The organism is Bacillus sp. FJAT-27245 (assembly GCF_001273955.1).
GTDB lineage: Bacteria > Bacillota > Bacilli > Bacillales > Cytobacillaceae > Bacillus_D.
In genome coordinates this window covers 2,906,700-2,929,799 of record NZ_LIGI01000001.1, presented here as the reverse complement: position 1 = coordinate 2,929,799, position 23,100 = coordinate 2,906,700, and the positions used below count along the sequence as shown (strand labels likewise).

Sequence of the window (23,100 nt, the reverse complement as noted above, 5' to 3'; positions counted from 1 at the left end):
GAGCGCGACATGAAGGAAAAAATTGATCTGATTTTACGAGCCGCGTTTGAACTGAAAGCATCCGATATTCATCTGACCGTCGGCATCCCTCCCGTATTCCGGATTAACGGGGAACTGAAAAAGTACGGGAAGGAACCTTTGAGGCCTGATGATACGCATGGAATGGCAAAGTCCATTATCCCGGCCGATAAGTGGGCTGCCTTCAGGGAAAACGGTGAATTGGATTTTTCATATAGCATTTCCGGTTTGTCGCGGTTCCGTGTCAATACGTACCACCAGCGGAACTGCATCGCAATGGCGCTAAGGACGGTTCCATCGAAAATACCGACGATCGAGGAGCTTGGCATGCCGGATACGTTGCAGAAGCTTGCCGAAAAGCCGCAGGGGCTTGTCCTTGTTACCGGACCGACCGGAAGCGGAAAATCGACAACACTTGCTTCGATGATCCAATACATGAACTTGACGATGCGAAAGCATATCATTACACTCGAAGACCCGATTGAGTACTTGCATAAGCACGGAAATTCGATTATCGACCAGCGTGAAGTCGGGATGGATACCGGCAATTTCGCGAACGGGCTCCGCGCCGCGCTCCGCCAGGATCCGGATGTGATCCTTGTCGGTGAAATGCGCGACCTTGAGACGATCCAAACGGCGATCACCGCCGCGGAAACCGGCCACCTTGTGCTTGGGACGTTGCACACATCAAGCGCCCCGGCGACAATAAACCGGATTCTGGACGTGTTCCCGCCGGCCCAGCAGGCGCAAATCCGCATCCAGCTGGCTTCCGTTCTGGTGGGCATCATTTCGCAGCGCCTGTTTCCGACCATCGACAAACGGGGGAGAAAGGCCGCAACCGAAATCATGATCAACAATCCGGCGATCGCCAACTTGATCCGCAACGAAAAAATCCACCAAATACCGAGCGTTATGCAAACGTCGCGCGCCCTCGGGATGCATACGCTTGAGTCGAACATAATAGAACTGATTGACAGGGGCTTTATCCAAAGAGAAGTGGCGGAGCCCTATTTGCAGGAGATGGTATAACGATGGCGAGATTTAAATACGAGGGCCGCGACAGGAAAGGGCCTCGCCAGGGAAGCATCAATGCGGTTTCAAAGCGTGAGGCCCTCCTTAAGCTGAAAGAGGAAGGCGTCCGGGTTGTCGACATTACCGAAGTGCCGGAAACACTGCTCACAAAGGATATTACAATTGGTAATCCCGTCAAGCTTGAGCACTTTGTCATTTATATCCGGCAGTTTGCCACGCTTCTGAAAGCCGGGGTTACCGTTGTGGACGCAACGGCCATCCTTGCTTCTCAGACGGAAAGCAAGCCCCTCAAAAAAGCGCTCATTGCGGTTGAATCCGAATTGCGTGAAGGGCACCCGCTATCGCAGGCGGTTACGCAGCATAAAAAGATTTTCGTCCCGATGTTCGTCAATATGATCCGGGCCGGGGAAGTGGGCGGAAATCTCGATGAAACGCTCGAACGGCTCGCCGACCATTTCGAAAAGCAGCACCATACGAAGCAAAAGATCGTTTCGGCGCTCACGTACCCGGCTGTTATCGGCATCCTTGCCATCGGGGTCGTCATTTTCCTCCTGACAACGATTGTCCCAACATTTGTGACGATGTTTGATGACCTTGGAGGGGAACTGCCGGCAATCACACGGTTTGTCCTCGCCGCAAGCGAATTCGTCCAGGGCTGGTGGTTGCTTCTACTCCTGACGGTGATTTTAATAGTGATTGGCATAGTGGCAGTCCGCCGGAAAAAGGAAACAAAGTATTACCTGGATTACGCCCTGCTGCGGATGCCGATTTTCGGGAAGCTTTTACAAAAAGCGGTCCTCGCCAGGATGACAAGGACGTTAAGCTCATTGTTCTCTAGTTCTGTCCCAATCCTCCAGGCCATGTCAATCGTCGAAAATGTAGTCGAGAATGAAGTCATTGCCCGTGTCATCCGGCAATCGCGCGACTCACTTGAAAAAGGGCAGTCAATGACGATTCCAATGCAGGAGCACTGGGCATTCCCGCCGCTTGTGACGCAAATGGTGGTGATCGGTGAACAGACGGGATCCCTGGACGCGATGCTTGCGAAGGTCGCCGAATTTTACGAAAAAGAAGTCGATATCGGGACCGACAAGCTGAAATCATTAATCGAACCACTAATGATTGTCGTCCTCGCAGCCCTGGTTGGAACCATTGTTACAAGCATTATGGTGCCAATGTTCGAAATGTTCAATCAATTTGATAAAAAGTACTAAAAATAGACGAAAACCTTCCAAAAATTTGTAGTTTTGACAGCAAACGCTGTTGTATAATAGGAGAGACCTAATATCATAGGTTCACAAAAACATATATAAGGAGTGGGGAACAATGTTCAAAAATCTAAAGAAAAAAATGAAAGACCAACGCGGTTTGACGCTCATTGAATTGCTTGCTGTTATTGTTATCTTGGGGATCATTGCGGCGATTGCGGTGCCTTCAATTGGTGGATTAATAAGCAAATCAAAGGATGATGCAAAAGTTGCTGAAGCTCTACAAATCATAAGTGCTGCCAAGCTTGCTCACGCCTCTAATTCAAAAATTACTACTTGGGACAATGATGGAGTAAAGGCCACTGTTAGTGGAGTGGAAGTAGATGCAGGGAAAATCGGTGATATGGTAGAAAACGTTAAAGATCCTGACTATATCGTTACTTATAAGGATAAAAAATATTTTATTATCAACCATGATTCTGAAAAAGTAGTAAAAAATACTGAAACAGGGACCACCTTAGTAAGCGAAGAGGATTTATTAAAACACAGTGGAAACTAATTCTCTAATTGGATTAGTCTTCCTCTACGGCATCACCCTAGGCTCCTTTTTTAACGTCGTCGGTCTTCGGGTGCCGGAAGGCCAATCGATTGTAAAGCCGCGCTCTGCCTGCCCAAATTGCAGGCAGCAGCTGCGGGCGTGGGAGCTTGTCCCGGTATTTTCATATGTGTTCCTTAGGGGGAAATGCCGTGGCTGTGGGACACGGATTTCCCCTATTTATCCGATAACCGAGTTGCTGACCGGAATCCTGTTTGCCATGGCTCCAGCTGTTCTCGGGTGGTCATGGGAGCTTGTTGTCGCCTGGACGCTCATTTCGCTGTTTATGATCATTTTTGTATCGGATATCCACTATATGATTATCCCTGATAAAATTTTACTCGTGTTTGCAGGGATTTTTTTATTTGAACGGGTGCTTTGGCCACTTTCGCCCTGGTGGGATTCTTTGCTTGGAGCGGCAGTTGGCTTTGGCCTTCTCCTGTTGATTGCCCTTGTTAGCAAAGGCGGGATGGGCGGCGGAGATGTGAAGCTTTTCGCGGTCATCGGTTTTGCGGTCGGGACAAAGCTCGTTTTGCTTTCCTTCCTGCTCGCGACGATGTTTGGGGCGGTTTTTGGCGCGCTCGGCCTGATGCTGAGGCTCGTTAAGAGACGGCAGCCGATTCCGTTCGGGCCGTTCATTGTACTTGGGTCGCTTGCTGCCTACTTTTACGGCTCAAGAATAATCGACTGGTATTTTTCCTTTTTTTATTGAGATTTTAAGAGAAATACGGCTTTCCTGGAGCCGGCTTAGTGCTCCAGGTTTCATGATATAGATAAAGGGGTAGTTTCTATGGCCTTTTCCCTCTCCTTCGGCAACAACCGGATCATCAACCTTATATTCAACGACCACTCCATCCGCTACCTGGAGCTTAAAAGCGTCAGCCCGCCGATTGCGTTACGGTGGGGGGAGCGCTTCCTTCCGCCAGGGATTATTTCTGATGGAAAACTAGCAGACGAGGAAACACTTTCAGCCATACTTGACGAATGCATTGAAGAATGGAAGATTCAGAGGCGCCAGGTAAACTTTATCGTCCCGGACCCGCTTGTCATCATCCGAAAAATAACGATACCGATGGATATCCAGGAAGATGAGGTGAAAAGCCACCTGTATATGGAACTGGGGTCCAGCATCCATCTGCCATTTGAGGACCCGGTTTTCGACGTATACCCACTCGGTGAAAAGGACGGAAAAAAGGAACTGCTCCTTTTCGCGTCGCCCGAGAAATTTGTGATGGAATATGCGAACCTCCTATCCGGATTGAAGCTGCAGCCGATGGCGGCGGATATATCACCGCTCGCCCTTTACCGGATTTATCATATGATGGACAAGGCCCAGCGGGAAGAAATCCTGTTTACGGCCCATATCAATTTGACAAGCGTCAGCATGTGTATTTTTGAAGGGCATATCCCTTACTTCATGCGTCATTTCCCGCTCGATTTTGATGTGGACAAGTGGGATGTCCGCCGTGACCGTTCGGGTTCGTGCGAATATTTGTTCAAAGGTGAACCAGCCGAGCTTGAAGAACAGTTCTTGTCCATTTACAGTGAAATGGGCAAGCTGATGGACTTTTACCGGTATTCAGTCTCCGGGGGAACAAAAGGTGTAACGAAAATCCTCCTTGACGGCGACCATCCAATGCTAAAACTAATCCACAAGGAACTTGGCGAGCAATTTGGCCTGCCTGTTGTAACCCTTCCTTCCGAGGCGGTCCATAACGGGCGGAACAGACTATTGCCGCCAAGCCACACATTGGCGCTTGGCCTTGCTTTGAAAGAGGTGAAATAATGCTGATTGATATTAACCTGCTTCCGAAAAAGGAGCGAAAAAGCTCAGGCATTATTTTCACAGGCTTGGCTTTTGCATTATTGTTCCTTGCCGTAGGCGGATTCCTGTACTGGCAAACAACCACACTGAAAAACGATATTGCAGTCGTCGAAAATCGGATTGAGACGACGAAAAAGATTGCCGCCCTTGAAGAAGCAAAGGCCAATGAAGTGATTTCCGCTGATTCTGCCTCAAAGCTTCAACAGTCCATCGAATGGGCGGAACAATACACTATTCCGTCTGTTCCAGTGATGAAAGAATTTACTTCCCTGCTCCCTGAGCGCGGATTCATCCTAACCTTCGCGTATCAGGAAACGGGGGAACTCGCGTTGACGGTCCAATTCGACTCCAGCCGTGAAGCGGCCTATTTCCTTAACAATCTGAACGGATCGAAGTGGGTCAAGGAGGCCGATTTATCAAGCCTTTCCGCGGCGGAGACTGAACAGGACAAAGCCGCCGGTGGGACGGGTGCCATTCAGGCGGCCGCAAGTACAAGTGAGGAATTTCTGCCGCGCTATACCGGCCAATTCCAGATTACCCTTAACAAGGATGTTATAAAGTCGGCAATCCAGAGTGAAGGGAAGGATGGCTTATGAGGCTGGATTTATCTAAAAAACAAAAGCGGGCCGCTGCCGTCCTTGGCCTCTTGCTAATTGCGTTTGCAGTTGGCGCCTATTTTCTTGCAATTCAACCGTTGAAAGACGAGCTTAAGATGAAACAGGATAGCCTAAAGACAGAGGAACAGCTTCTTGCCATCATCCAGGGAAAAGAAAAGGAAACCGAACAATTTTCCCCGGAAAGCTCAACGCAAATGCAGCACAAAATCCCTGTCAAACCGCTTGTCGAACAAATGATTCTCGATTTTGAAAAAGCCGAAGTCGTTTCGGGATCAAAAGTCCTCTCCATGGCGTTCGCAAAAGATAGCGAAGTGGCCGTCCAGGAAGAAGCAGAGGCTGCCTCGGGAGAAGCAACGGACTCAGCCCAAAGTGGTGAAACCGGCAAGGCCGGTGGAAGCCAGGAAGGCCAGGCAGAAGGGACTACGGCTCCTCCAAAATCAGTCATTCAAGTTCCTGAAGGTGTTAAAAAAGTGACGGTTCAGCTGTCCGTCGAATCGCCCGGTTATGCCGAGCTGGAAAAATTCGTGTCCAAACTCGAAAGCATAGAGCGGATTACAGTTGTCGAATCGATTGCCTATACCGGTGGGGCGGAAATCACTTCTCTTCAGCAAAAAGATGAGCCGCTGAAATTCAGCATTACCGTGTCGGCCTTTTACATGCCGGAGCTGCAGGACCTTGCCCAGCAGCTTCCTGATATCGGTGCGCCCGAGCCGGCCGGGAAACGAAACCCGCTTACTACTTTTAGCGACGAAGAATATGAAAAAGAGACAACTGAAAATTGAATCGCTTATTGGCGAAAGCATCTCATAACAAGGCGACAAAAACCTTGTTATTTTTTTTTGCCCCTGTGATAGGATGGAAAAAACCAACCGACGGCAAAAGGGGAGCTGATTGTGGACAAGCGGAAAAACAATACGATCAAGATTAAATTAAATAATGAATCTAAGCCAGTGGTCGATAAGCCGGAATTGGACAAGCGGGGCTTGGAAAAGGCCGAATTGGCCAATTACGAAAATGACAAAACAGAAACGGACATATATGAAATGGACAGGCCTCCGATGAATGACTTCAAAGACGTGGAGGACGAGCTGCCCCATGAAGAAGCTGCCGCCGCCCTTGATGCGGGTGATGAAGCTTTTGATTGGATCCTTCCCGAAGAAGAACCCGTTGAGCAGGGGAAGTTCATAATAAACGAAGCGTCCACCACAGCATCCATTTATCCGAAGCAATCCGCCGGGGCGAAACGGAAAAACGGTTTTCCAATCAAGCCGGCCGTTTTTACGATTGTGTTCGCCATCATTGTCGGCGTAGGCCTTGGAGCGGGCATGTGGAAGCTTGTCTTTATCGACAAAGAAGTCGCAACAGCCCTCCAGCCGGAAGGGGAGGCAACCAAGCCGTCCGGGGAAACAAAACCGTCAGCTTCAACAATTCAACTGTCCCCTCTTTCGGCGTATGTCGTCCAGGAAGGGATTTACTCCTCAAAGGAATCGGCCGAAGTCGCAAAGAAAAACCTTGAGGAAAAAGGGATTCCGGCGGCCGTGCTAGATAAGGATGGGCAGGGGATGCTTCTTGCCGGAGTTGCGGGAAGCATCGAAAGCGCGAAAGGATTTGGTGCGCTGCTAACGGAGGAAGGAATCGCCATTTATGCAAAGGAAATCACATTGTCGCCGCGCCAAAAAGATAAGGTAACTTCAGTGGAAAAACAATTCCTGGCCATTGCGCCGGAACTTTTCGGAAAAATAAGCTCTTCAGCCGGCTTGGCAATGGAAGGAAAAACGGCCGGTGGAACGGCAGCCCTAATTAAAGAACTGGCTGCAATTGATGCCGGGAAGCTTGCGAACCCGGACATAAAAGCCTTATTCAGCGAACTGACGGATGCTGCCCAAAATCTTGAAACGTATGAAAAAGCGGGCAACCGGCAAAATGCCATCGCTGCCCAATCGCACCTCCTGAATTTCCTCGCAGGGTATCAAGCGTTTTAAAAACGAGTTCCTCTAGGAAAAACCGAACAGGAAATGCGAATCAAAATCATCGAGTGCCAAAAACGCCTGGTTGTTTTGCCAAGGCGTTTTTGTGTTGCCCAAATCCGCCACTATTCGCTTCAAAATGACAAGGGATGCATAAGAAGCAAAAAGTTTCGCCACTTTAACCATTAGAAATTGTTTGGCGGGCGGAAGTTTGATACGATAAATCTGTATCTCCCCAAACCGAACAAAAAGAAAGGTGATTGCATGCCGAACCTCATTTTAGCCTCTTCATCTCCACGAAGAAAAGAACTTCTGGAAAATCTCCAACTGAAATTCGAAATTTACAGCTCAGATGTCGACGAAAGCTTTGAACCGGGTACGTCCCCCGATGAAATCGTCATGGGCCTTGCCGAGCGGAAGGCAAAGGCTGTTTTTGACGAGCATCCAGATGATTTTGTCATCGGCTCCGATACTATTGTCGTCTGCGATGGCGCGATTTTGGGCAAGCCATCCGGCCGCGAGGAGGCCATCGGGATGCTGATGCAGTTATCAGGCAGGACGCACGAGGTGTATACCGGGGTTGCGATTGCAAGCCCTGGCGGAATGGCCCGTTTTTACGAAAAGACAGAAGTCCAATTTTGGGAGCTGTCGGACAGGGAAATCGAGTACTACGCAGATAGCGGGGAACCTTTCGACAAGGCGGGCGCCTATGGGATTCAGGGGCTTGGCAGCATGCTTGTCAAAAGGATTGATGGCGATTATTTCGCTGTCATGGGCCTACCTGTATCACGCACCGTCCGTGAGCTGAGAGAGGCTGGTTTTTCGCTTCCTTATTAAACAGATTCGTTTCATGATAGCGTGAATTGGGAGGGAAAAGTTTTCCTTGTGACAAGGGCTTTTCCGTTATCGGCTTTTTCCCGCTCCCATGCTCCCTACACCACAGGGAGGAAATAAATTTGACAGCGAATTCATTGATGATTCGAGATTACCCCCAGGAAGAAAGGCCGCGGGAACGCTTTATCGCAGGCGGGCCGGCGAGCCTTTCCAATCATGAACTGATTGCGCTTTTGCTCCGGACCGGAACAAAGGAGGAGTCAGTCCTTCAGCTCTCCAACCGCCTTTTGTCCCATTTTGAAGGGTTGAGGCTTTTAAAAGCCGCATCGTTAGAGGAAATTACCGCAATAAAAGGAATCGGGACCGCGAAAGCCATTTTGCTAATGGCTGCCCTAGAGCTTGGAAGCCGTGTCGCCAACCTGGCGAACAACGACCGTTATGTCATCCGGTCGCCGGAGGACGGCGCGAATTATGTGATGAATGAAATGCGTTTCCTGAGCCAGGAGCATTTCGTTTGCCTCTATCTCAACACGAAAAACCAGGTCCTCCACAAACAAACGATTTTCATCGGCAGCCTGAATGCATCGATCGTGCATCCCCGTGAGGTGTTCAAGGAAGCGTTCCGGCGTTCAGCCGCCTCCATCATCTGCCTTCATAACCATCCCTCAGGAGACCCGACGCCGAGCCGGGAAGACATAGAGGTGACAAAGAGGCTGTCCGAATGCGGCAAGATTATTGGCATCGATTTGCTCGACCATCTCATCATCGGCGAGAATAAATTCGTGAGCCTAAAGGAAAAAGGGTATTTGTAACACTATATTTTTGTTTGACGTTACGATATAATATTGTTTATGATTTTTGCGGGCATAGCCTTACAAAAATTGATTGAACAACGATAATTACTTGCAAATTTTTATAAAATGAATCGGCTTGAAATTGACTGCATTTTTGCACGGGAAAGGGAGATACACGCATGTTTGGAATTGGGACAAGAGATCTTGGCATTGATTTGGGGACTGCCAACACACTGATTTATGTAAAAGGCAAGGGCATCGTTCTTAGGGAACCGTCTGTTGTTGCCATGCAAATGGATACAAAGCATATTGTCGCTGTCGGGAATGACGCGAAAAATATGATCGGGAGGACGCCGGGGAACATTGTCGCCCTTAGGCCGATGAAAGATGGCGTTATCGCTGATTACGAAACAACTGCGACGATGATGAAGCATTACATAAAAATGGCGATGAAAAATAAGAGCCCATGGGGTGGAAAGCCGTACATCATGGTATGTGTTCCTTCGGGAATTACGGCTGTCGAGCAGCGCGCGGTCATTGATGCGACGAAGCAGGCCGGCGCAAGGGACGCCTTTCCGATCGAGGAACCGTTCGCAGCGGCAATCGGTGCGAACCTTCCTGTCTGGGAACCGACCGGGAGCATGGTCGTCGATATCGGAGGCGGAACGACTGAAGTGGCGATCATTTCGCTTGGCGGCATCGTGACGAGCCAGTCAATCCGGATTGCCGGTGACGAAATGGACGAGGCGATCATCCAGTACATCCGGAAGACGTATAACCTAATGATCGGGGACCGGACTGCCGAAAGCATCAAGGTGGAAATCGGTTCCGCCGGTGAACCTGAGGGCATTGAGAATATGGAAATCCGCGGCCGCGACCTTCTTACCGGCCTGCCGAAAACGATTGAAATCACGCCTGGGGAAATTGCCACAGCATTGCATGATACTGTTTATGCGATTGTGGATGCCGTGAAAAATACACTTGAAAAGACCCCGCCGGAGCTTGCCGCCGATATCATGGACCGAGGAATCGTCCTGACCGGAGGAGGCGCGCTTCTAAGGAATCTCGATAAGGTGATTGGCGAGGAAACGAATATGCCAGTCCTCATAGCGGAAAATCCGCTTGACTGTGTCGCAATTGGGACAGGGAAGGCGCTTGACCATATTAATCTCTTTAAAAACAAGCCGAGGGATTCCCGCTAAATGTTTGTAGATAGAGGTGTCGTATCATGCCCCAGCTTTTTTTGAATAAACGCCTCATTATTTTGCTTGTAAGTATCATCATCCTGGTAGCATTGATTGGATTTTCTTTAAGGGAGCGCGAAAAACTGTCCTGGCCGGAGCAATTTGTGAAAGACAGCACCGGCTGGGTTCAGTCGCTTATCTCGAGGCCGGTCCAGTATGTGGCTGGTTTCTTTGAAAATGTCGGCGACCTTCAAGATACATACAACGAAAATAAAGAGCTTAAATCGCGCGTGGTTGATATGGTCCGTCTTGAATCCGAAGTGTACAAGCTGAAGAAGGAAAACGAGGAACTTCGCAAGATCCTTGGGAAAAAAGAGTCACTCCGGGATTCCGAGACAATCCACGCGGCGGTCATTGGCCGCAATCCGGACCGCTGGAATGAAATTATCATCATCAATAAAGGCACTTCGGACAAAATCGGCAAGAACATGGCTGTCATTACCGCCGAAGGCCTGATTGGAAAAATTAAAAGCGCCAACGATTTTACCTCGACAGTCCAACTTCTGAGTGMGATGGATCCAAAGAACAGGATATCCGTTGTCACACAAGGAAAATCGGAAGTTTACGGCTTTGTCGAAGGGTATGACGAAGAGAAAAAACTGCTGAAGGTCAAAAAAATCCCCTATGAGGCAAAAGTGGAAAAAGGGCAGACTGTCATCACATCAGGCCTTGGCGGCGTATTCCCGGCCGGCCTTCTCGTCGGGAAAGTCGTCGAAGTGGAGCCTGACCAATACGGGCTGAACCAGATTGCGCTTGTGAAACCGGGTGCAAACTTCTATGACATTAGCGATGTGATCGTCGTTAAAAGGCTGATGACCGAACCGAATAAAGCGGATATGGTGGACGATAAGGAGGAAGAATTGTGAACCGTTTCTTCCTTCCTCTTTTGTTGTTCGTTTTTTTTACCGTTGAAAGCATCTTTGTCCAGCTCCTGCCATCGGAGTTCTTTTATGGAAAATGGATTCTCGTGCCAAGATTCCTGATTGCCGTCCTGCTGCTTCTTGCCCTGTATGGCTCGCAAAAATACGCCATCCTGTACGGGTTCGCTTTCGGGCTGCTCTTTGATATTGTTTATACGGAAATCATCGGGATTTATTTATTCCTTTTCCCCCTTACAATCTACCTGGTTATGAGGGTCATGAAAGTTCTCCAGGCGAACGCGCTTATCGTCACAATCGTCATGTTGGCCGGTATCGCTTTTCTGGAACTGGTAATCTATAAAATGAACAGCTTCATCCATATAACCGATATTAGCATGAAGGAATTTACGGATACGAGGCTTCTGCCGACCTTGTGCCTGAATCTCATCTTTATCGCTGCCGCTTTTTACCCGCTCAAGCGATACTTTGAAAAATTGGCCGAGCAGGAGATTCTTTCTTAGAGGAATTTTGGCAGGGGATGTCGAATGAGTAATGGAAGGCCGCCCGCATTGGGCCTGGCCTTCAGGCGAAAGGCCCATCTGCGTGTTTTTACAATTGAGGTGAAGTACGGCCATGAACAAAGTACAAAACGTAATGATTAAAGGGACAAAGGACGGCATAACGCTGTTTCTTGATGATCTTTGTTCCTATGAAGACTTGAAGCGGGAACTTGTCGACAAACTTTCGACACAGCAGCCGAGGAACGGGGAATCAACCCTGCTGCATGTGAGAGTGAACACCGGCAACCGCTACTTGACGGCGGTGCAAAAGGACGAACTTGTCGCGCTTATTAGCCAAAAGAAAAACCTGGTTGTGGATTCGGTCGATTCGAATGTCCTTACAAAGGAAGAAGCCGAGGAGCGGAGGCAAGCGGAATCCGTAACGATGGTTTCAAGAATGATTCGGTCCGGCCAGGTGCTTGAGGTGCCAGGCGATTTGCTCCTGATTGGGGACGTGAACCCGGGCGGTATGGTAATGGCCGGCGGGAACATTTTCATCATGGGCATCTTGAAGGGAATTGCCCATGCGGGATGCTATGGCAACCGGGATGCGGTGATTGCTGCTTCAGCGATGAAGCCTTCACAGCTGCGGATTAGCCAGTATTTGACGACTATTCCGGAAACCCTTGGAAACGAAAGCCAGCGTGAGATGGAATGCGCATACATAAATGAAATGAATGAGATTGTTTTTGACAGGCTGCAGTCCCTATCGGGCATTCGGCCTGGATTGACCAGATTTGAAGGAGGGCGTTAACGTGGGAGAAGCAATGGTAATCACATCCGGGAAGGGCGGCGTCGGCAAAACAACGACTTCTGCTAATTTAGGTACCGCCCTGGCGCTGCTGGGGAAAAAGGTATGCCTGGTTGATACGGATATCGGCCTCCGGAATCTCGACGTTGTCATGGGACTTGAAAACAGGATCATTTACGACCTTGTTGATGTGGCTGCCGGGCGCTGCAAAATGCACCAGGCCCTTGTAAAGGATAAACGATTCGACGGGCTTTTGTATTTGCTTCCTGCCGCTCAGACGGAAGACAAAACAGCAGTCACACCTGAGCAAGTGAAGGATCTTGTCGAAAAATTAAAGCAGGATTTCGACTATATTATCATCGATTGCCCGGCCGGAATTGAACACGGATACAAAAACGCGATTGCCGGCGCGGACAAGGCCATCGTCGTCACAACTCCGGAAAAGTCCGCTGTTCGGGATGCCGACAGGATTATCGGCCTTCTCGAAAAAGAAGAAAATATCGAACCACCAAGGCTGATCATCAACCGAATTCGCCCGCATATGATGCGCAACGGCGAAACGCTCGACGTTGATGAAATTACCGAGCATTTATCGATTGAATTGCTCGGAATCGTCGCCGACGACGATGAAGTCATCAAGGCTTCCCATTACGGCGAACCGATTGCAATGAACCCAAACAGCAAGGCATCGATTGCCTACCGCAACATCGCGAGGAGGATTCTGGGCGAGTCCATCCCGCTCCAGCAGCTTGAGGAAGAAAACAAAGGCGTGCTGTCAAAGATTAAAAAATTCTTTGGAGTCCGTTCGTAGAATAGTAGATTAAGAGAGATAAACCCATCCCGCCTGGTGCCGGATGGGTTTATTGATTTTGCAGGGGAAAAGCTGATCGTGACAGTAAAAGATAAAATCCGGAAATTTGAATTATATTGTTTAAATTATTTTATATAAATGAATGCGCCGCCCCATTTGCACACCGAAGTCGCGGAAACTTCATTTGCTGTCCAAACATCGGGCATCTTTGGACACGTATCCCTGAAAAATCACATTGCTGTCCAAACATCCCCATAACCCGTTTCGTTGTCACCTTAAGCAGCACGAGTGACAGCCGACAGCCTGTCATACACCGGACAACTCCTTCATAGACTTGTACAAAAAGGGATAAAAGGGCTGGTGGGGTACATGTCAAACAGGGAGGAAATCCGGAAACGGATTGCCAAGCGAAAAAAAGAAAGGGGCCTGCACAACCGGAAAACAACTGGAAGCAAACCGGCCGCCTGGCTTGTAGATGATGATAAATACGGAATGGATGGACTCGTTTCCTTCGAAGTTGGGCCGGGCGATGAAGGGCATCCACTTTTCCGTAAAGAAGTGTTCTTTTTTAAGCTGCTGAGCTCGGCTGTCCTCTTCCTCGCGATTGCGATTGCTTTCCGGAGCCAGTCGCCCGCCCTTGAGCCAATAAAAAATTTGGTTGTGAAAGGGTTCAACCAAGACTTTCAATTCGCCGCGGCAAGCAAGTGGTATGAGGACAAATTCGGCAAGCCGCTCGCCCTTCTTCCTGAAGCTAAAGAAAAGAATGAGCCGCATGCCGACTTTTCCGTGCCCGCTTTGGGCAAAATCCTTGAGAATTTTGAAAAAAATGGCCAAGGCATCATGATTGAGACGGAAAAGGACGCGCCTATCGAGGCAATCAACGAAGGGTTTGTCACCTTCGCGGGGGTTAAGGAAGGGATTGGAAAAACCGTCGTCATCCAGCATGCCGACAAAACCGAGTCGTGGTATGGGAACCTTGATGCAATTGAGGTTGGGCTTTACGATTATATTGATAAAAAGAAAGTGATCGGTACAGTCGGCGCGGGCACGGATGAACTGAAGGGCGAGTTTTATTTTGCCATCAAAAAAGGCGGGGATTTTATCGATCCCATCCAGGTGATTCGCTTTGAATAAAGCCGTTTCGCTCCTGAAGCTCATCCATATCCATCCCCTCCTCTGGCTCGCGGCTGCTACGGCGGCGTTTACGGCGCATTTCCTGGAGCTTTGCCTGCTTCTTGTCATTATTTTCATCCATGAGATGGGGCACGCTGTTGCGGCATGGCGTTTCTCGTGGCGGATAAAAAGGATCTCGCTCCTTCCGTTTGGCGGCGTGGCCGAGATGGATGAGCACGGAAACAGGCCACTCAGGGAAGAGGCGATGGTCATCCTCGCCGGGCCAGCCCAGCATATTTGGATGATGGCCGCGGCATATGTGCTGAACGCTTATGGGCTCATTCCCGGGCACACATATGACTTATTCTTAAAATACAATCTGATGATCCTGGTGTTTAACCTTTTCCCGGTATGGCCGCTTGACGGCGGGAAGCTCCTCTTTCTCCTCCTCTCCACATGGAGGCCGTTTCCGGAGGCGCACCAATGGACGCTTGTATGCTCGGCTCTCTGCCTTGCCATATTCTCAATAGGAACCCTTCTGACCGCTCCACTGCACCTGAATATATGGCTCGTGGCCGGTTTCCTTTATTTTTCCCTTTACCTTGAATGGAAGCAGCGCCATTATGTCTTCATCCGGTTCCTGCTTGAGCGGTATTACGGAAAAACCGGTTCCGGCCTTAAGGCGATTCTGCCAATCAAGGTTAAGGAGACAGAAGGCATCCTCCAGGTTCTTTCGAAGTTCCGGCGAGGCTGTAAGCATTCGATTGTCGTCGGAGGGGATGGCGGCGACAAAGGCATTCTTGATGAAAATGAAGTTCTCCATGTCTTTTTTTCTGAAAAAAAGACAGGAGGGAAGATTGGCGACCTGTTTTTCGCATACTGAAGAGGCGTTCCGCGGTTTGCTGGCGAACGCCTTTTTTTGCGTCTATAATGGGGAAAGGAAATTGTGAAGCGGGGAATACGTGTGGACAAACTGATTATTAATAGCGGCGCCAGGGAAAAGCGGGCCGCGTTCATTCATAATGGTAAAATTGAGCAGCTCGAAATCGCGAGGGCAGGGGGACAATCGCTTGCCGGAAGCATCTTTTTCGGCATCGTTACAAAAATCCTGCCCGGCATGAATGCGGCCTTTGTCGATATCGGAACCGGAAAAAATGCGTATCTTCACCGGAACGCACTGTCAGAATACACCCAGTCGGAGGCGACGGACAAAGAGAAGAAAAGTATATCCGCCTTCGTACGGCAAGGAGAACGCCTCCTCGTCCAAGTCGAAAAAGACGAAGCAGGAACAAAAGGCGCGAAGGTAACGGGAATTATTGAGGTGCCTGGCACCCATCTTGTGTACATGCCTTCAGGAAATTATTTGGCCGTTTCAAAAAAAATCGCCGACCCGGCAAGGCGGGAAGAACTGCGTATGTTGGGTGCGGAAATAAAAATGGGTGCGGAGGGAATTCTCTTCCGGACATCGGCGGGGGAAGCAATGGATTCGGAACTACTTGAAGAAGTGGGTGAATTGCGAAGGGCCGCTGAGGAGCTTTTCCAAAAAGCCGCCTCTTTAAAAAAGCCTGGGCCAGTGGCTGAAAGGGATCCGTTCGTGGAACAGCTTGTTCCGTTCATTGAAAAAATGTCCGGAGGGGACATTCTTGTAGATGACACCGCACTTTTAAGCGAATTGAAAAAAAGGACGCCAAGGAAGGATGGCGGCCCATCGTTCAGCTACTACTCCGGCAAGGAAAATATTTTTGCGCTTCATGGTGCCGACCAGGAAATCGGCAAACTCCTGAAAAGGGTCGTCTGGCTGCAAAATGGCGCGTATTTAATAGTGGAGGAAACAGAAACACTGACCGCGATCGACGTTAACACCGGCAAGTTTTCCGGGAAAAGCAGCCTTGAGGACACAGTTTTAAAAACGAACCTGCTTGCGGCCGGGGAAGTCGCGCGGCAAATCAGGCTCAGGGACCTGGCGGGGGTCATCCTTGTTGACTTTATTGACATGAAATCAGAGGAGGACCGGGCGCGGGTTGCCGCGAAAATGGAGTCTGAATTGCGGAAAGACGGGCGGAGGACGAAGATTGCCGGATTCACTTCACTCGGCATCCTTCAGATTACGAGAAAACGGCTGGGCCCATCACTTTCTGGGACACTGACCGTCAAATGCCCTTCCTGCGAAGGAACAGGCCGGATTTCGAGCCCGGAAACGGAAGCGTTCAGGCTTGAAAGGGAGCTTTGGGAGCACAGGGGAGCACTTGACCAAGCGGTGCTCGTGGAAACGACCCCAGAAGTCAAGGCTGTTTTCGAAGGGGACAGAAAAGTTCATCTGAGACGGCTTGAGGAATCGCTCGGTTTTAAAATACTGATTGTGCCTGTAAATTCCCCTGTCCATTTTTACACAATCAGGCAGTTTGGAGCCGAGGATGAACTTCGGAAGAAAGCCGACAATACGTATTGACACTATCCACCTAATTATGATAGTATTTTCATGTTATGTTTGTAGCGCACCCGTGCTACAACCGCTCAGAACAGGTCTTAAGCTTTTGCTTTATGCAAAACGCCTGGGTTGGCGAGTCTTAGACTATGAGGAGGTGCAAGTTCATGTACGCAATTATCGAAACTGGCGGTAAGCAAATCCGTGTAGAAGAAGGCCAAGCCATCTACATCGAGAAGCTTAACGCGGAAGCAGGCGAAACAGTTACTTTTGACAAAGTTCTTTTCGTAGGCGGAGAAAACGTTAAAGTTGGAAGCCCGGTTGTTGAAGGCGCTTCTGTAACAGCTACTGTTGAAAAGCAGGGCCGTGCGAAGAAAATCATTGTTTTCAAGTACAAGGCGAAGAAAAACTATCGTAAGAAGCAAGGTCATCGCCAACCGTACACTAAAGTTGTCATCGACAAAATCAACGCGTAAGGCGTGATTGGATGATTGATGCAGCAATCTACCGAAATGACTCCGGCTTAATCCAGTCGTTTTCCATTTCCGGCCACGCGTTTTTCGCGAACAGGGGCAAGGATATCGTCTGTGCTGGCGTATCCGCTGTATCCGTTGGCGCAATTAATGCGATTCATGAACTGACCGGGATCGTCCCGGAGCTGGAACATGGGGACGGGCTGCTCCGCTGCGCGCTACCGGAAAACATTCCTGCGCAGGAGCAGGAGACGATTCAAATCCTTCTTGAAGGAATGGTTGTCTCATTGAGGACGATTGAGGAAGAGTACGGAAAGCACATAAGGATTACCTTCAAAAACCAGGAGGTGGAATAAATGTTATTGAAATTGGATCTTCAATTGTTTGCTTCCAAAAAGGGAGTAGGTTCTACAAAGAACGGCCGTGACTCCATCTCTAAGCGCCTTGGCGCAAAGCGTGCGGATGGCCAGTTCGTTACAGGTGGATCAATCCTGTACCGCCAGCGTGGTACTAAGATCTATCCAGGTGAAAACGTAGGCCGCGGTGGAGACGACACTCTTTTTGCAAAAGTTGACGGCGTTGTGAAGTTCGAACGCATGGGCCGCGACCGCAAAAAAGTAAGTGTTTATCCAGCAGCTCAAGAAGCTTAAGTTTAAAAGATTATTGGGAAACTCTAGCCTTCACGGTTGGAGTTTTCTTTTTTTCCTGATTCATTTAAAAGGCGGTTGATTTCCGCTACAATCAACGCGGTTTAAAAAAATATCCTTTAAACTTAACCTTTTTAAACAAGGAAATCGGGTTACATAGCACGATGTTCCGTAATAGGCCTTATTTGCATACGCGGAATTCTTTTTTTGTTATACTATGGGCAAACAGCAACGGGTACAAGGAGTAGTATATGGAGAAAAATTGGGATGTTGTCGGAGTCCTCAGGCATTCCCGCCACGATTGGCTTAATCGCCTTCAGCTTATAAAAGGGAATCTTGATTTGAACCGGGTAGACCGCGCCAAAGCCATTGTTGACCAGATTATTATTGAAACACAGAATGAATCAAAACTTTCGAATATGAAAATGCCCTTGTTCGCAGCGCTTTTGCTGACCGCGAATTGGGAAAAGCACCATTTTCACCTTGACTATGAAGTGCTTCACGAAACGGAAACGAAGCCTGTTAATGATAGTGTAATCACAAAATGGACAGCCGCGTTTTTTGCGGTATTGGACCGTTCATTGGATGCATTCCAGGAAAACAGCCTCTCGCTCTGTATTGAACAGTTGGCTGATGGAATTCGTTTCTTTTTCGATTTTAGCGGAATAATAACGGAAACTGCGCTGCTGAAAGAGTTTTTGGAGCTTTCCGTGGAAGCGCCCGTTTCAGTTAGAAGTTTTTCCGATACGGAGCTTTCCATAGAAGTGTTCATGCCGTTTCGCTAGCGGAAGGGAATTTGAAGGATTTGCAGCAGGACGGGAGGAATAGAGATGTTTGTTGATCAGGTGAAAGTATATGTGAAAGGCGGGGACGGGGGCGACGGTATGGTTGCTTTCCGCCGTGAAAAATATGTTCCGATGGGCGGGCCTGCCGGTGGTGATGGCGGCTCCGGTGCTAATGTCATTTTCCAGGTCGAGGAAGGCCTAAGCACATTGATGGACTTCCGCTATCAGCGCCATTTTAAAGCGCCGCGCGGGGAACATGGGATGTCCAAGAACCAGCATGGAAAAAATGCGAAGGACATGATTGTAAAAGTTCCTCCGGGCACAGTTGTTTACGATGAAGAAACGAATGCAGTCATCGCCGACCTTGTCGAGCATGGCCAGACGGCCGTAATCGCGAGGGGCGGTCGCGGCGGACGGGGGAATTCCCGGTTCGCTACCCCTGCCAATCCGGCGCCGGAGCTTTCCGAAAAAGGGGAGCCAGGCCAGGAACGGAACGTAATTCTTGAATTGAAGCTTCTTGCCGATGTCGGGCTGGTTGGCTTCCCGAGTGTCGGGAAATCGACGCTCCTATCGGTCGTTTCATCCGCGAAGCCGAAAATCGCTGAGTACCATTTTACAACAATCGTCCCTAACCTTGGGGTGGTAGAAACGGAAGATGGCCGAAGCTTTGTCATGGCGGACCTTCCCGGACTGATTGAAGGGGCCCATCAGGGAGTTGGGCTTGGCCATCAGTTCTTAAGGCATATTGAAAGGACACGCGTCATTGTCCATGTCATTGATATGGCGGCAACAGAGGGGCGCGATCCGTTTGAGGATTATCAGAAAATTAACGAAGAACTGAAGCAATATAATTTGAGGCTGACAGAACGGCCGCAAATCATCGTTGCCAATAAAATGGATATGCCGGATGCGGAAGAAAACCTGAAGAGCTTCAAGGAGCAATTAAAGGAGGACTTCCCGGTTTTCCCTATTTCGACTATTACAAGGCAAGGCTTGCGTGATTTGTTGTTCGCGATTGCGGATAAAATTGCGGAAACCCCTGAATTCCCTCTTTATGAAGAAGCGCTTGAGGATACGAGTGTCAACAGGGTTGTCTATAAGCACGAGAAGGAAGAGCAGGAGTTTAGAATTACGAGGGACCCGGATGGCGCGTATGTCATTTCCGGCGACAGCGTAGAACGTCTCTTCAAAATGACAGATTTCTCCCGCGAGGAGTCGGTCCGTAGGTTTGCCAGGCAGCTCCGTGGCATGGGCGTAGACAATGCCTTGCGAGAAAGAGGCGCGCGGGACGGCGATACAGTCAGGCTGCTTGAGTTTGAATTTGAATTTGTTGAGTAATGTTCCAGCTGAAGAGGTGGCACAATGAAATCCAACCGTTTTGATAAAAAATTTTATTTGGTCAGGGAAGATGTCCTGCCGGATGTGATGAAGAAGACGTTGGAAGCAAAGGAACTGCTGGACAGGGGAAGGGCAGATTCCGTCGGCGAAGCGGCTGCGGCTGTGGATTTGAGCCGGAGCGCGTATTACAAATACCGTGATACGGTCTTTCCCTTCTCATCTGTTGTCAAGGACAGGCTAATTACCCTGTTCGTCTACCTTGAGGACCGGTCTGGAGCTCTCTCACGCCTTCTTACACTTGTGGCGGAAGCGGGCTGCAACGTTTTGACGATCCATCAGGCGATTCCGCTCCAAGGAAGGGCGAATATTACCATCTCGCTGAACATCTCGCAAATCAAGGGAGAAATTGAACAGCTTCTCGAAAAAATACGAAGCCTTGATTATGTTGAAAAAGTAGAAGTCGTTGGAACGGGGGTTTAATCTCCTGTTACAGGAAGGCGCCAGGCAAATTGCTGTGGCGTCTTTTTTGTTGTTTAGGGGGAATCCACGGGCGAGACGCTACCCGAGTTGGGACAGTAAAGTGATTTTTAGTAACTTCGGGTGTAAATGAAGCAGGGATTTGGACAGGTAATGGGGTTTCCTCAGCTTCGGTGTCCAAAAGAGGCGGGGATTTGGACAACAAATGGGGTTTCCTCAACTTCGGTGTCCAAAAGAGGTTGGGATTCGGACAGCAAAGGGGTTTCCTCAACTTCGGTGTCCAGATTAGGCGGGCACATCCATTTATAAAAAACTTATTGAAGATCATAACAAAAATCCCCATGCGCGGCAGTGGGGATTTTATAAAGGTTAGCCGATTTCAAACAGGAATCCGGCTTTTTGCAGGGCGGCTTCCGCCTTTTCAAGCGCCTGCTCGGACGGCGCCGACAGGGTGTGAAGATGATACCCGCCTGTCAGTTCGGACAAAAATGACGCTTTTGTTTTCCGGATTTTTTCAATAAATTGCTTTACCTCCTGGCGGTTCGAGACCATGATGGAAGCTGTGAGGTCCCCGTAGACGGGATGTTCTATCCTTACATCCTTCACGGTTACTCCCTCATCGACAATCAGCAACAGCTCTTCCTCCGTCTTGCCTGGTGGATGCTGGCAAGGTACCGTTTTTTCAAAAACCGGGGAGAGCGACGATTGCCTTAGATATAGATAGCCCTGGCTTGTCGCGATAATTGGTTCGTTTTTTGCCTTCAATAGTGTTATGTCACCGACGATAATCTGCCTGCTGACCTTGGCGGTTGATGCCAGCTCGCCTCCGGTAATTGGCCCGTTGCTATTTTTTAAAAGGGAAAGAAGCATGTGCCTCCGTTCCTCCCCGGGAAGTTTCTTACCCTCTCCCATATGTACCACTCCTTTCGCTCCCCATTATTTTAGCATATTCACAGGGCGGCCCGAAACAGCTCATCAGCATCCTGGACTCATAATCGATGGGCAAATGGCATAACTTTTTATGTAGATTGTTAGCATTTTGCCCAGACCGACATACACTATATGGACTTATGCCATAGGAGGGAAATCAGAGTGAAGATCCATATCGTACAGAAAGGGGATACTCTTTGGAAGATCGCCAAGAAGTACGGCGTGAATTTTGAAGAGCTGAAGAAACTAAATTCACAGCTCAGCAATCCTGATATGATTATGCCCGGTATGAAAATAAAAGTTCCGTCCGGGGGAGGCACAGTAAAGAAAGAATCTTCCCCGGGAGGAGCGGCAATCAAATTTGGGGCAAAAAAGGAAGTGCCTATTGCTGAGCACCCGTTCGCCAACATGAAAGCGCCGCAGCCGGAGGAGTCGCCCGATGTTCCGGTACCGGCACAGCCGATCGCCATGGAATCTCCAGTCGCTCCCTATACCCCGAAAATGCCCCAGCAGACCATCCAGGAAGTAGACATCGAAAACTATCTAATAAACATTTCCGCGCCGAAAAAAGAGGTTCCGATTAAAAAAGAAGTACCGATTAAAAAGGAAATGCCGATGAAGGAAGTACCGATTAAAAAAGAAGTGCCAATCAAAAAGGAAATGCCAATCAAAATGGAAATGCCAATCAAAAAGGAAATGCCGCTAAAAGAAGTCCCGCTTAAAAAGGAAGTGCCAATACAGCTGAAAAAGGAAGTTCCGCTTCCTCCCAAAAAGGAAGTACCTATACAGGCTGTAAAGGAGCAGCCGGTCCTTCCTTTAAAAGAAGCACCCGTGCCACCGCTGAAAAAGGAAATTCCCATACCGCCAATGGCCAATATGCCGATCAAGACTCCACCGCCAGCACCTGCTCCCGCACCAGTAATGCCCGTTTGCGAGGAGCAGCCAATTATGTATGAGGAATATTGCTTCCCAGTGACCCCGGTGATGCCTGGCGTTTGTTACCCATGCCCTGTGCCATGTCCACCGTTCCCTGAAGCAATTTTACCAGAAGCTGCCTGCGCTCCTTATCCTATTGTCCAGGGGGCGATGCATGATCCATGTTATCCTGTTCCACAGGTAGAAGGGGTAATGTACCAGGCAGATCCGTGTTATCCGCAGCCTGTCGTTCACGGCGCGATGTATGGGGCCCAGCCGCTCATGATGGCAAATGAACCGCCAATGGCAGCGGGAGTAGGTACGATGTATACGCACCATTATGAGGCCGAATCTTCTTCATCCTCATCTTCCTCCGTGCCTTTGCTGTATCAGATGGGACACGGCCAGCAGCCGTATGGCCAGTATGCCGGGTATCCGGGGCAGTACGGACATGGAAATCCCGATGGGGTTGCTGGAATGACTTATGCCGGGCAGCCTGGATATGTTGATTCGACGTCAGCGGGCCAGCCGTTATATATGCAGCAAAATCCCGCTGAAATGGTTCAGCCGGCGTATGGGCAGCAAATGCCAACATATATGGGGCAGCCTGTAATGGGTCAGCAGTTCGCGCCTTCAATGGGCCAGCAACTTCCATATACACAGCAATTGCCGGGGGCGGGCTTCATGGAGGATGAATCCCCAATCGGCTATAGCGGAAATCCATACCAGCAGACGCCTTATGGCGGGCAGATGCCATATGGCCAACAATTCCCTGTAGGCGGCACCCAGCCAATGTCCGGCGAGCAGGTCCCGATGGGCGGTCAGATGCCATACGGCCAGCAATTCCCGGTAGGCGGCATGCAGCCGATGTCCGGAGAACA

The 23,100-nt window shown here is 49.4% G+C and carries 26 protein-coding genes and 1 other annotated feature; of the genes, 25 read left to right on the top strand and 1 reads right to left on the bottom strand.

Going from position 1 to position 23,100, the window contains the following annotated elements; translation table 11 throughout:
- The first annotated feature begins 9 nt into the window (after nt 1-9).
- The 24 genes from ADU24_RS14385 to ADU24_RS14270 all read left to right on the top strand — a co-directional run bounded on the left by ADU24_RS14385 (nt 10) and on the right by ADU24_RS14270 (nt 20,377).
- The gene (locus tag ADU24_RS14385) at nt 10-1,047 is read left to right on the top strand and encodes a type IV pilus twitching motility protein PilT (RefSeq protein ID WP_053367287.1); all 1,038 of its coding nucleotides are present in this window, start codon (nt 10-12) and stop codon (nt 1,045-1,047) included.
- 2 nt (nt 1,048-1,049) lie between these two features.
- The gene (locus ADU24_RS14380; protein WP_053367286.1) at nt 1,050-2,264 is read left to right on the top strand and encodes a type II secretion system F family protein; all 1,215 of its coding nucleotides are present in this window, start codon (nt 1,050-1,052) and stop codon (nt 2,262-2,264) included.
- A gap of 112 nt (nt 2,265-2,376) precedes the next feature.
- Nucleotides 2,377-2,817 (top strand): type II secretion system protein, encoded by a 441-nt coding sequence (locus ADU24_RS22650; protein WP_082306925.1) that lies wholly within the window; start codon nt 2,377-2,379, stop codon nt 2,815-2,817.
- On the top strand, nt 2,807-3,565 hold the full coding sequence (locus tag ADU24_RS14370) for a prepilin peptidase (RefSeq protein WP_053367285.1): 759 nt from the start codon (nt 2,807-2,809) through the stop codon (nt 3,563-3,565). The genes ADU24_RS22650 and ADU24_RS14370 overlap by 11 nt, the downstream gene beginning before the upstream one ends.
- A 78-nt stretch (nt 3,566-3,643) precedes the next feature.
- Nucleotides 3,644-4,639: a type IV pilus biogenesis protein PilM gene (gene pilM, locus ADU24_RS14365; RefSeq protein ID WP_053367284.1), complete on the top strand. Its 996-nt coding sequence runs from the start codon at nt 3,644-3,646 to the stop codon at nt 4,637-4,639.
- Complete coding sequence (locus ADU24_RS14360) at nt 4,639-5,274, top strand: PilN domain-containing protein (RefSeq protein WP_053367283.1); 636 nt, start codon at nt 4,639-4,641, stop codon at nt 5,272-5,274. Before pilM ends, ADU24_RS14360 begins: the two co-directional genes overlap by 1 nt.
- Nucleotides 5,271-6,077, top strand: coding sequence for a hypothetical protein (locus ADU24_RS14355; protein ID WP_053367282.1), 807 nt, complete (start codon nt 5,271-5,273; stop codon nt 6,075-6,077). The genes ADU24_RS14360 and ADU24_RS14355 overlap by 4 nt, the downstream gene beginning before the upstream one ends.
- Before the next feature lie 111 nt (nt 6,078-6,188).
- Nucleotides 6,189-7,277: an SPOR domain-containing protein gene (locus tag ADU24_RS14350; RefSeq protein WP_053367281.1), complete on the top strand. Its 1,089-nt coding sequence runs from the start codon at nt 6,189-6,191 to the stop codon at nt 7,275-7,277.
- 249 nt (nt 7,278-7,526) lie between these two features.
- Nucleotides 7,527-8,099 (top strand): Maf family protein, encoded by a 573-nt coding sequence (locus tag ADU24_RS14345; RefSeq protein ID WP_053367280.1) that lies wholly within the window; start codon nt 7,527-7,529, stop codon nt 8,097-8,099.
- 137 nt (nt 8,100-8,236) lie between these two features.
- Nucleotides 8,237-8,908 carry a RadC family protein gene (radC, locus tag ADU24_RS14340; RefSeq protein WP_053368944.1) on the top strand — a complete coding sequence of 224 codons (672 nt, stop codon included), beginning with the start codon at nt 8,237-8,239 and terminating at the stop codon, nt 8,906-8,908.
- 161 nt (nt 8,909-9,069) lie between these two features.
- Nucleotides 9,070-10,092 (top strand): rod shape-determining protein, encoded by a 1,023-nt coding sequence (locus ADU24_RS14335; protein WP_053367279.1) that lies wholly within the window; start codon nt 9,070-9,072, stop codon nt 10,090-10,092.
- 26 nt (nt 10,093-10,118) lie between these two features.
- Nucleotides 10,119-11,000, top strand: a complete 882-nt coding sequence (gene mreC, locus ADU24_RS14330) for a rod shape-determining protein MreC (RefSeq protein WP_053367278.1) — start codon at nt 10,119-10,121, stop codon at nt 10,998-11,000.
- On the top strand, nt 10,997-11,515 hold the full coding sequence (mreD, locus tag ADU24_RS14325) for a rod shape-determining protein MreD (protein WP_053367277.1): 519 nt from the start codon (nt 10,997-10,999) through the stop codon (nt 11,513-11,515). The genes mreC and mreD overlap by 4 nt, the downstream gene beginning before the upstream one ends.
- Nucleotides 11,516-11,627: 112 nt before the next feature.
- Nucleotides 11,628-12,308 (top strand): septum site-determining protein MinC, encoded by a 681-nt coding sequence (gene minC / locus ADU24_RS14320; RefSeq protein ID WP_053367276.1) that lies wholly within the window; start codon nt 11,628-11,630, stop codon nt 12,306-12,308.
- 1 nt (nt 12,309) lies between these two features.
- Entirely contained in the window at nt 12,310-13,116 is an 807-nt protein-coding gene (gene minD / locus ADU24_RS14315; RefSeq protein ID WP_053367275.1) for a septum site-determining protein MinD, read from the top strand.
- A 369-nt stretch (nt 13,117-13,485) separates the two neighbouring features.
- The gene (locus ADU24_RS14310; RefSeq protein ID WP_053367274.1) at nt 13,486-14,250 is read left to right on the top strand and encodes a M23 family metallopeptidase; all 765 of its coding nucleotides are present in this window, start codon (nt 13,486-13,488) and stop codon (nt 14,248-14,250) included.
- Complete coding sequence (locus ADU24_RS14305; RefSeq protein ID WP_053367273.1) at nt 14,243-15,112, top strand: M50 family metallopeptidase; 870 nt, start codon at nt 14,243-14,245, stop codon at nt 15,110-15,112. Before ADU24_RS14310 ends, ADU24_RS14305 begins: the two co-directional genes overlap by 8 nt.
- A 63-nt stretch (nt 15,113-15,175) precedes the next feature.
- Nucleotides 15,176-16,678 carry an Rne/Rng family ribonuclease gene (locus tag ADU24_RS14300; RefSeq protein ID WP_231689620.1) on the top strand — a complete coding sequence of 501 codons (1,503 nt, stop codon included), beginning with the start codon at nt 15,176-15,178 and terminating at the stop codon, nt 16,676-16,678.
- Nucleotides 16,679-16,727: 49 nt separating this feature from the next.
- Nucleotides 16,728-16,807: a sequence feature (ribosomal protein L21 leader region), on the top strand.
- A 14-nt stretch (nt 16,808-16,821) separates the two neighbouring features.
- Nucleotides 16,822-17,130, top strand: coding sequence for a 50S ribosomal protein L21 (gene rplU / locus ADU24_RS14295; RefSeq protein ID WP_053367272.1), 309 nt, complete (start codon nt 16,822-16,824; stop codon nt 17,128-17,130).
- 11 nt (nt 17,131-17,141) lie between these two features.
- The gene (locus ADU24_RS14290; protein ID WP_053367271.1) at nt 17,142-17,483 is read left to right on the top strand and encodes a ribosomal-processing cysteine protease Prp; all 342 of its coding nucleotides are present in this window, start codon (nt 17,142-17,144) and stop codon (nt 17,481-17,483) included.
- A complete protein-coding gene (rpmA, locus tag ADU24_RS14285) occupies nt 17,484-17,777 on the top strand; it encodes a 50S ribosomal protein L27 (protein WP_053367270.1) in 294 nt (97 codons plus the stop codon).
- Nucleotides 17,778-18,025: 248 nt separating this feature from the next.
- The gene (locus ADU24_RS14280; RefSeq protein WP_053367269.1) at nt 18,026-18,559 is read left to right on the top strand and encodes a Spo0B C-terminal domain-containing protein; all 534 of its coding nucleotides are present in this window, start codon (nt 18,026-18,028) and stop codon (nt 18,557-18,559) included.
- 45 nt (nt 18,560-18,604) lie between these two features.
- Nucleotides 18,605-19,897, top strand: coding sequence for a GTPase ObgE (gene obgE, locus ADU24_RS14275; protein ID WP_053367268.1), 1,293 nt, complete (start codon nt 18,605-18,607; stop codon nt 19,895-19,897).
- A gap of 24 nt (nt 19,898-19,921) precedes the next feature.
- On the top strand, nt 19,922-20,377 hold the full coding sequence (locus ADU24_RS14270) for an ACT domain-containing protein (RefSeq protein WP_053367267.1): 456 nt from the start codon (nt 19,922-19,924) through the stop codon (nt 20,375-20,377).
- Between the two features lie 366 nt (nt 20,378-20,743).
- Here the strand turns inward: ADU24_RS14270 and ADU24_RS14265 are convergent, their stop codons facing one another.
- On the bottom strand, nt 20,744-21,286 hold the full coding sequence (locus tag ADU24_RS14265; protein ID WP_053367266.1) for a transcription repressor NadR: 543 nt from the start codon (nt 21,284-21,286) through the stop codon (nt 20,744-20,746).
- Nucleotides 21,287-21,466: 180 nt separating this feature from the next.
- On the opposite strand from ADU24_RS14265, the gene safA reads away from it, so the two are divergent.
- A partial coding sequence (safA, locus tag ADU24_RS14260) for a SafA/ExsA family spore coat assembly protein (protein WP_053367265.1) occupies nt 21,467-23,100 on the top strand: 1,634 nt, incomplete at its 3' end.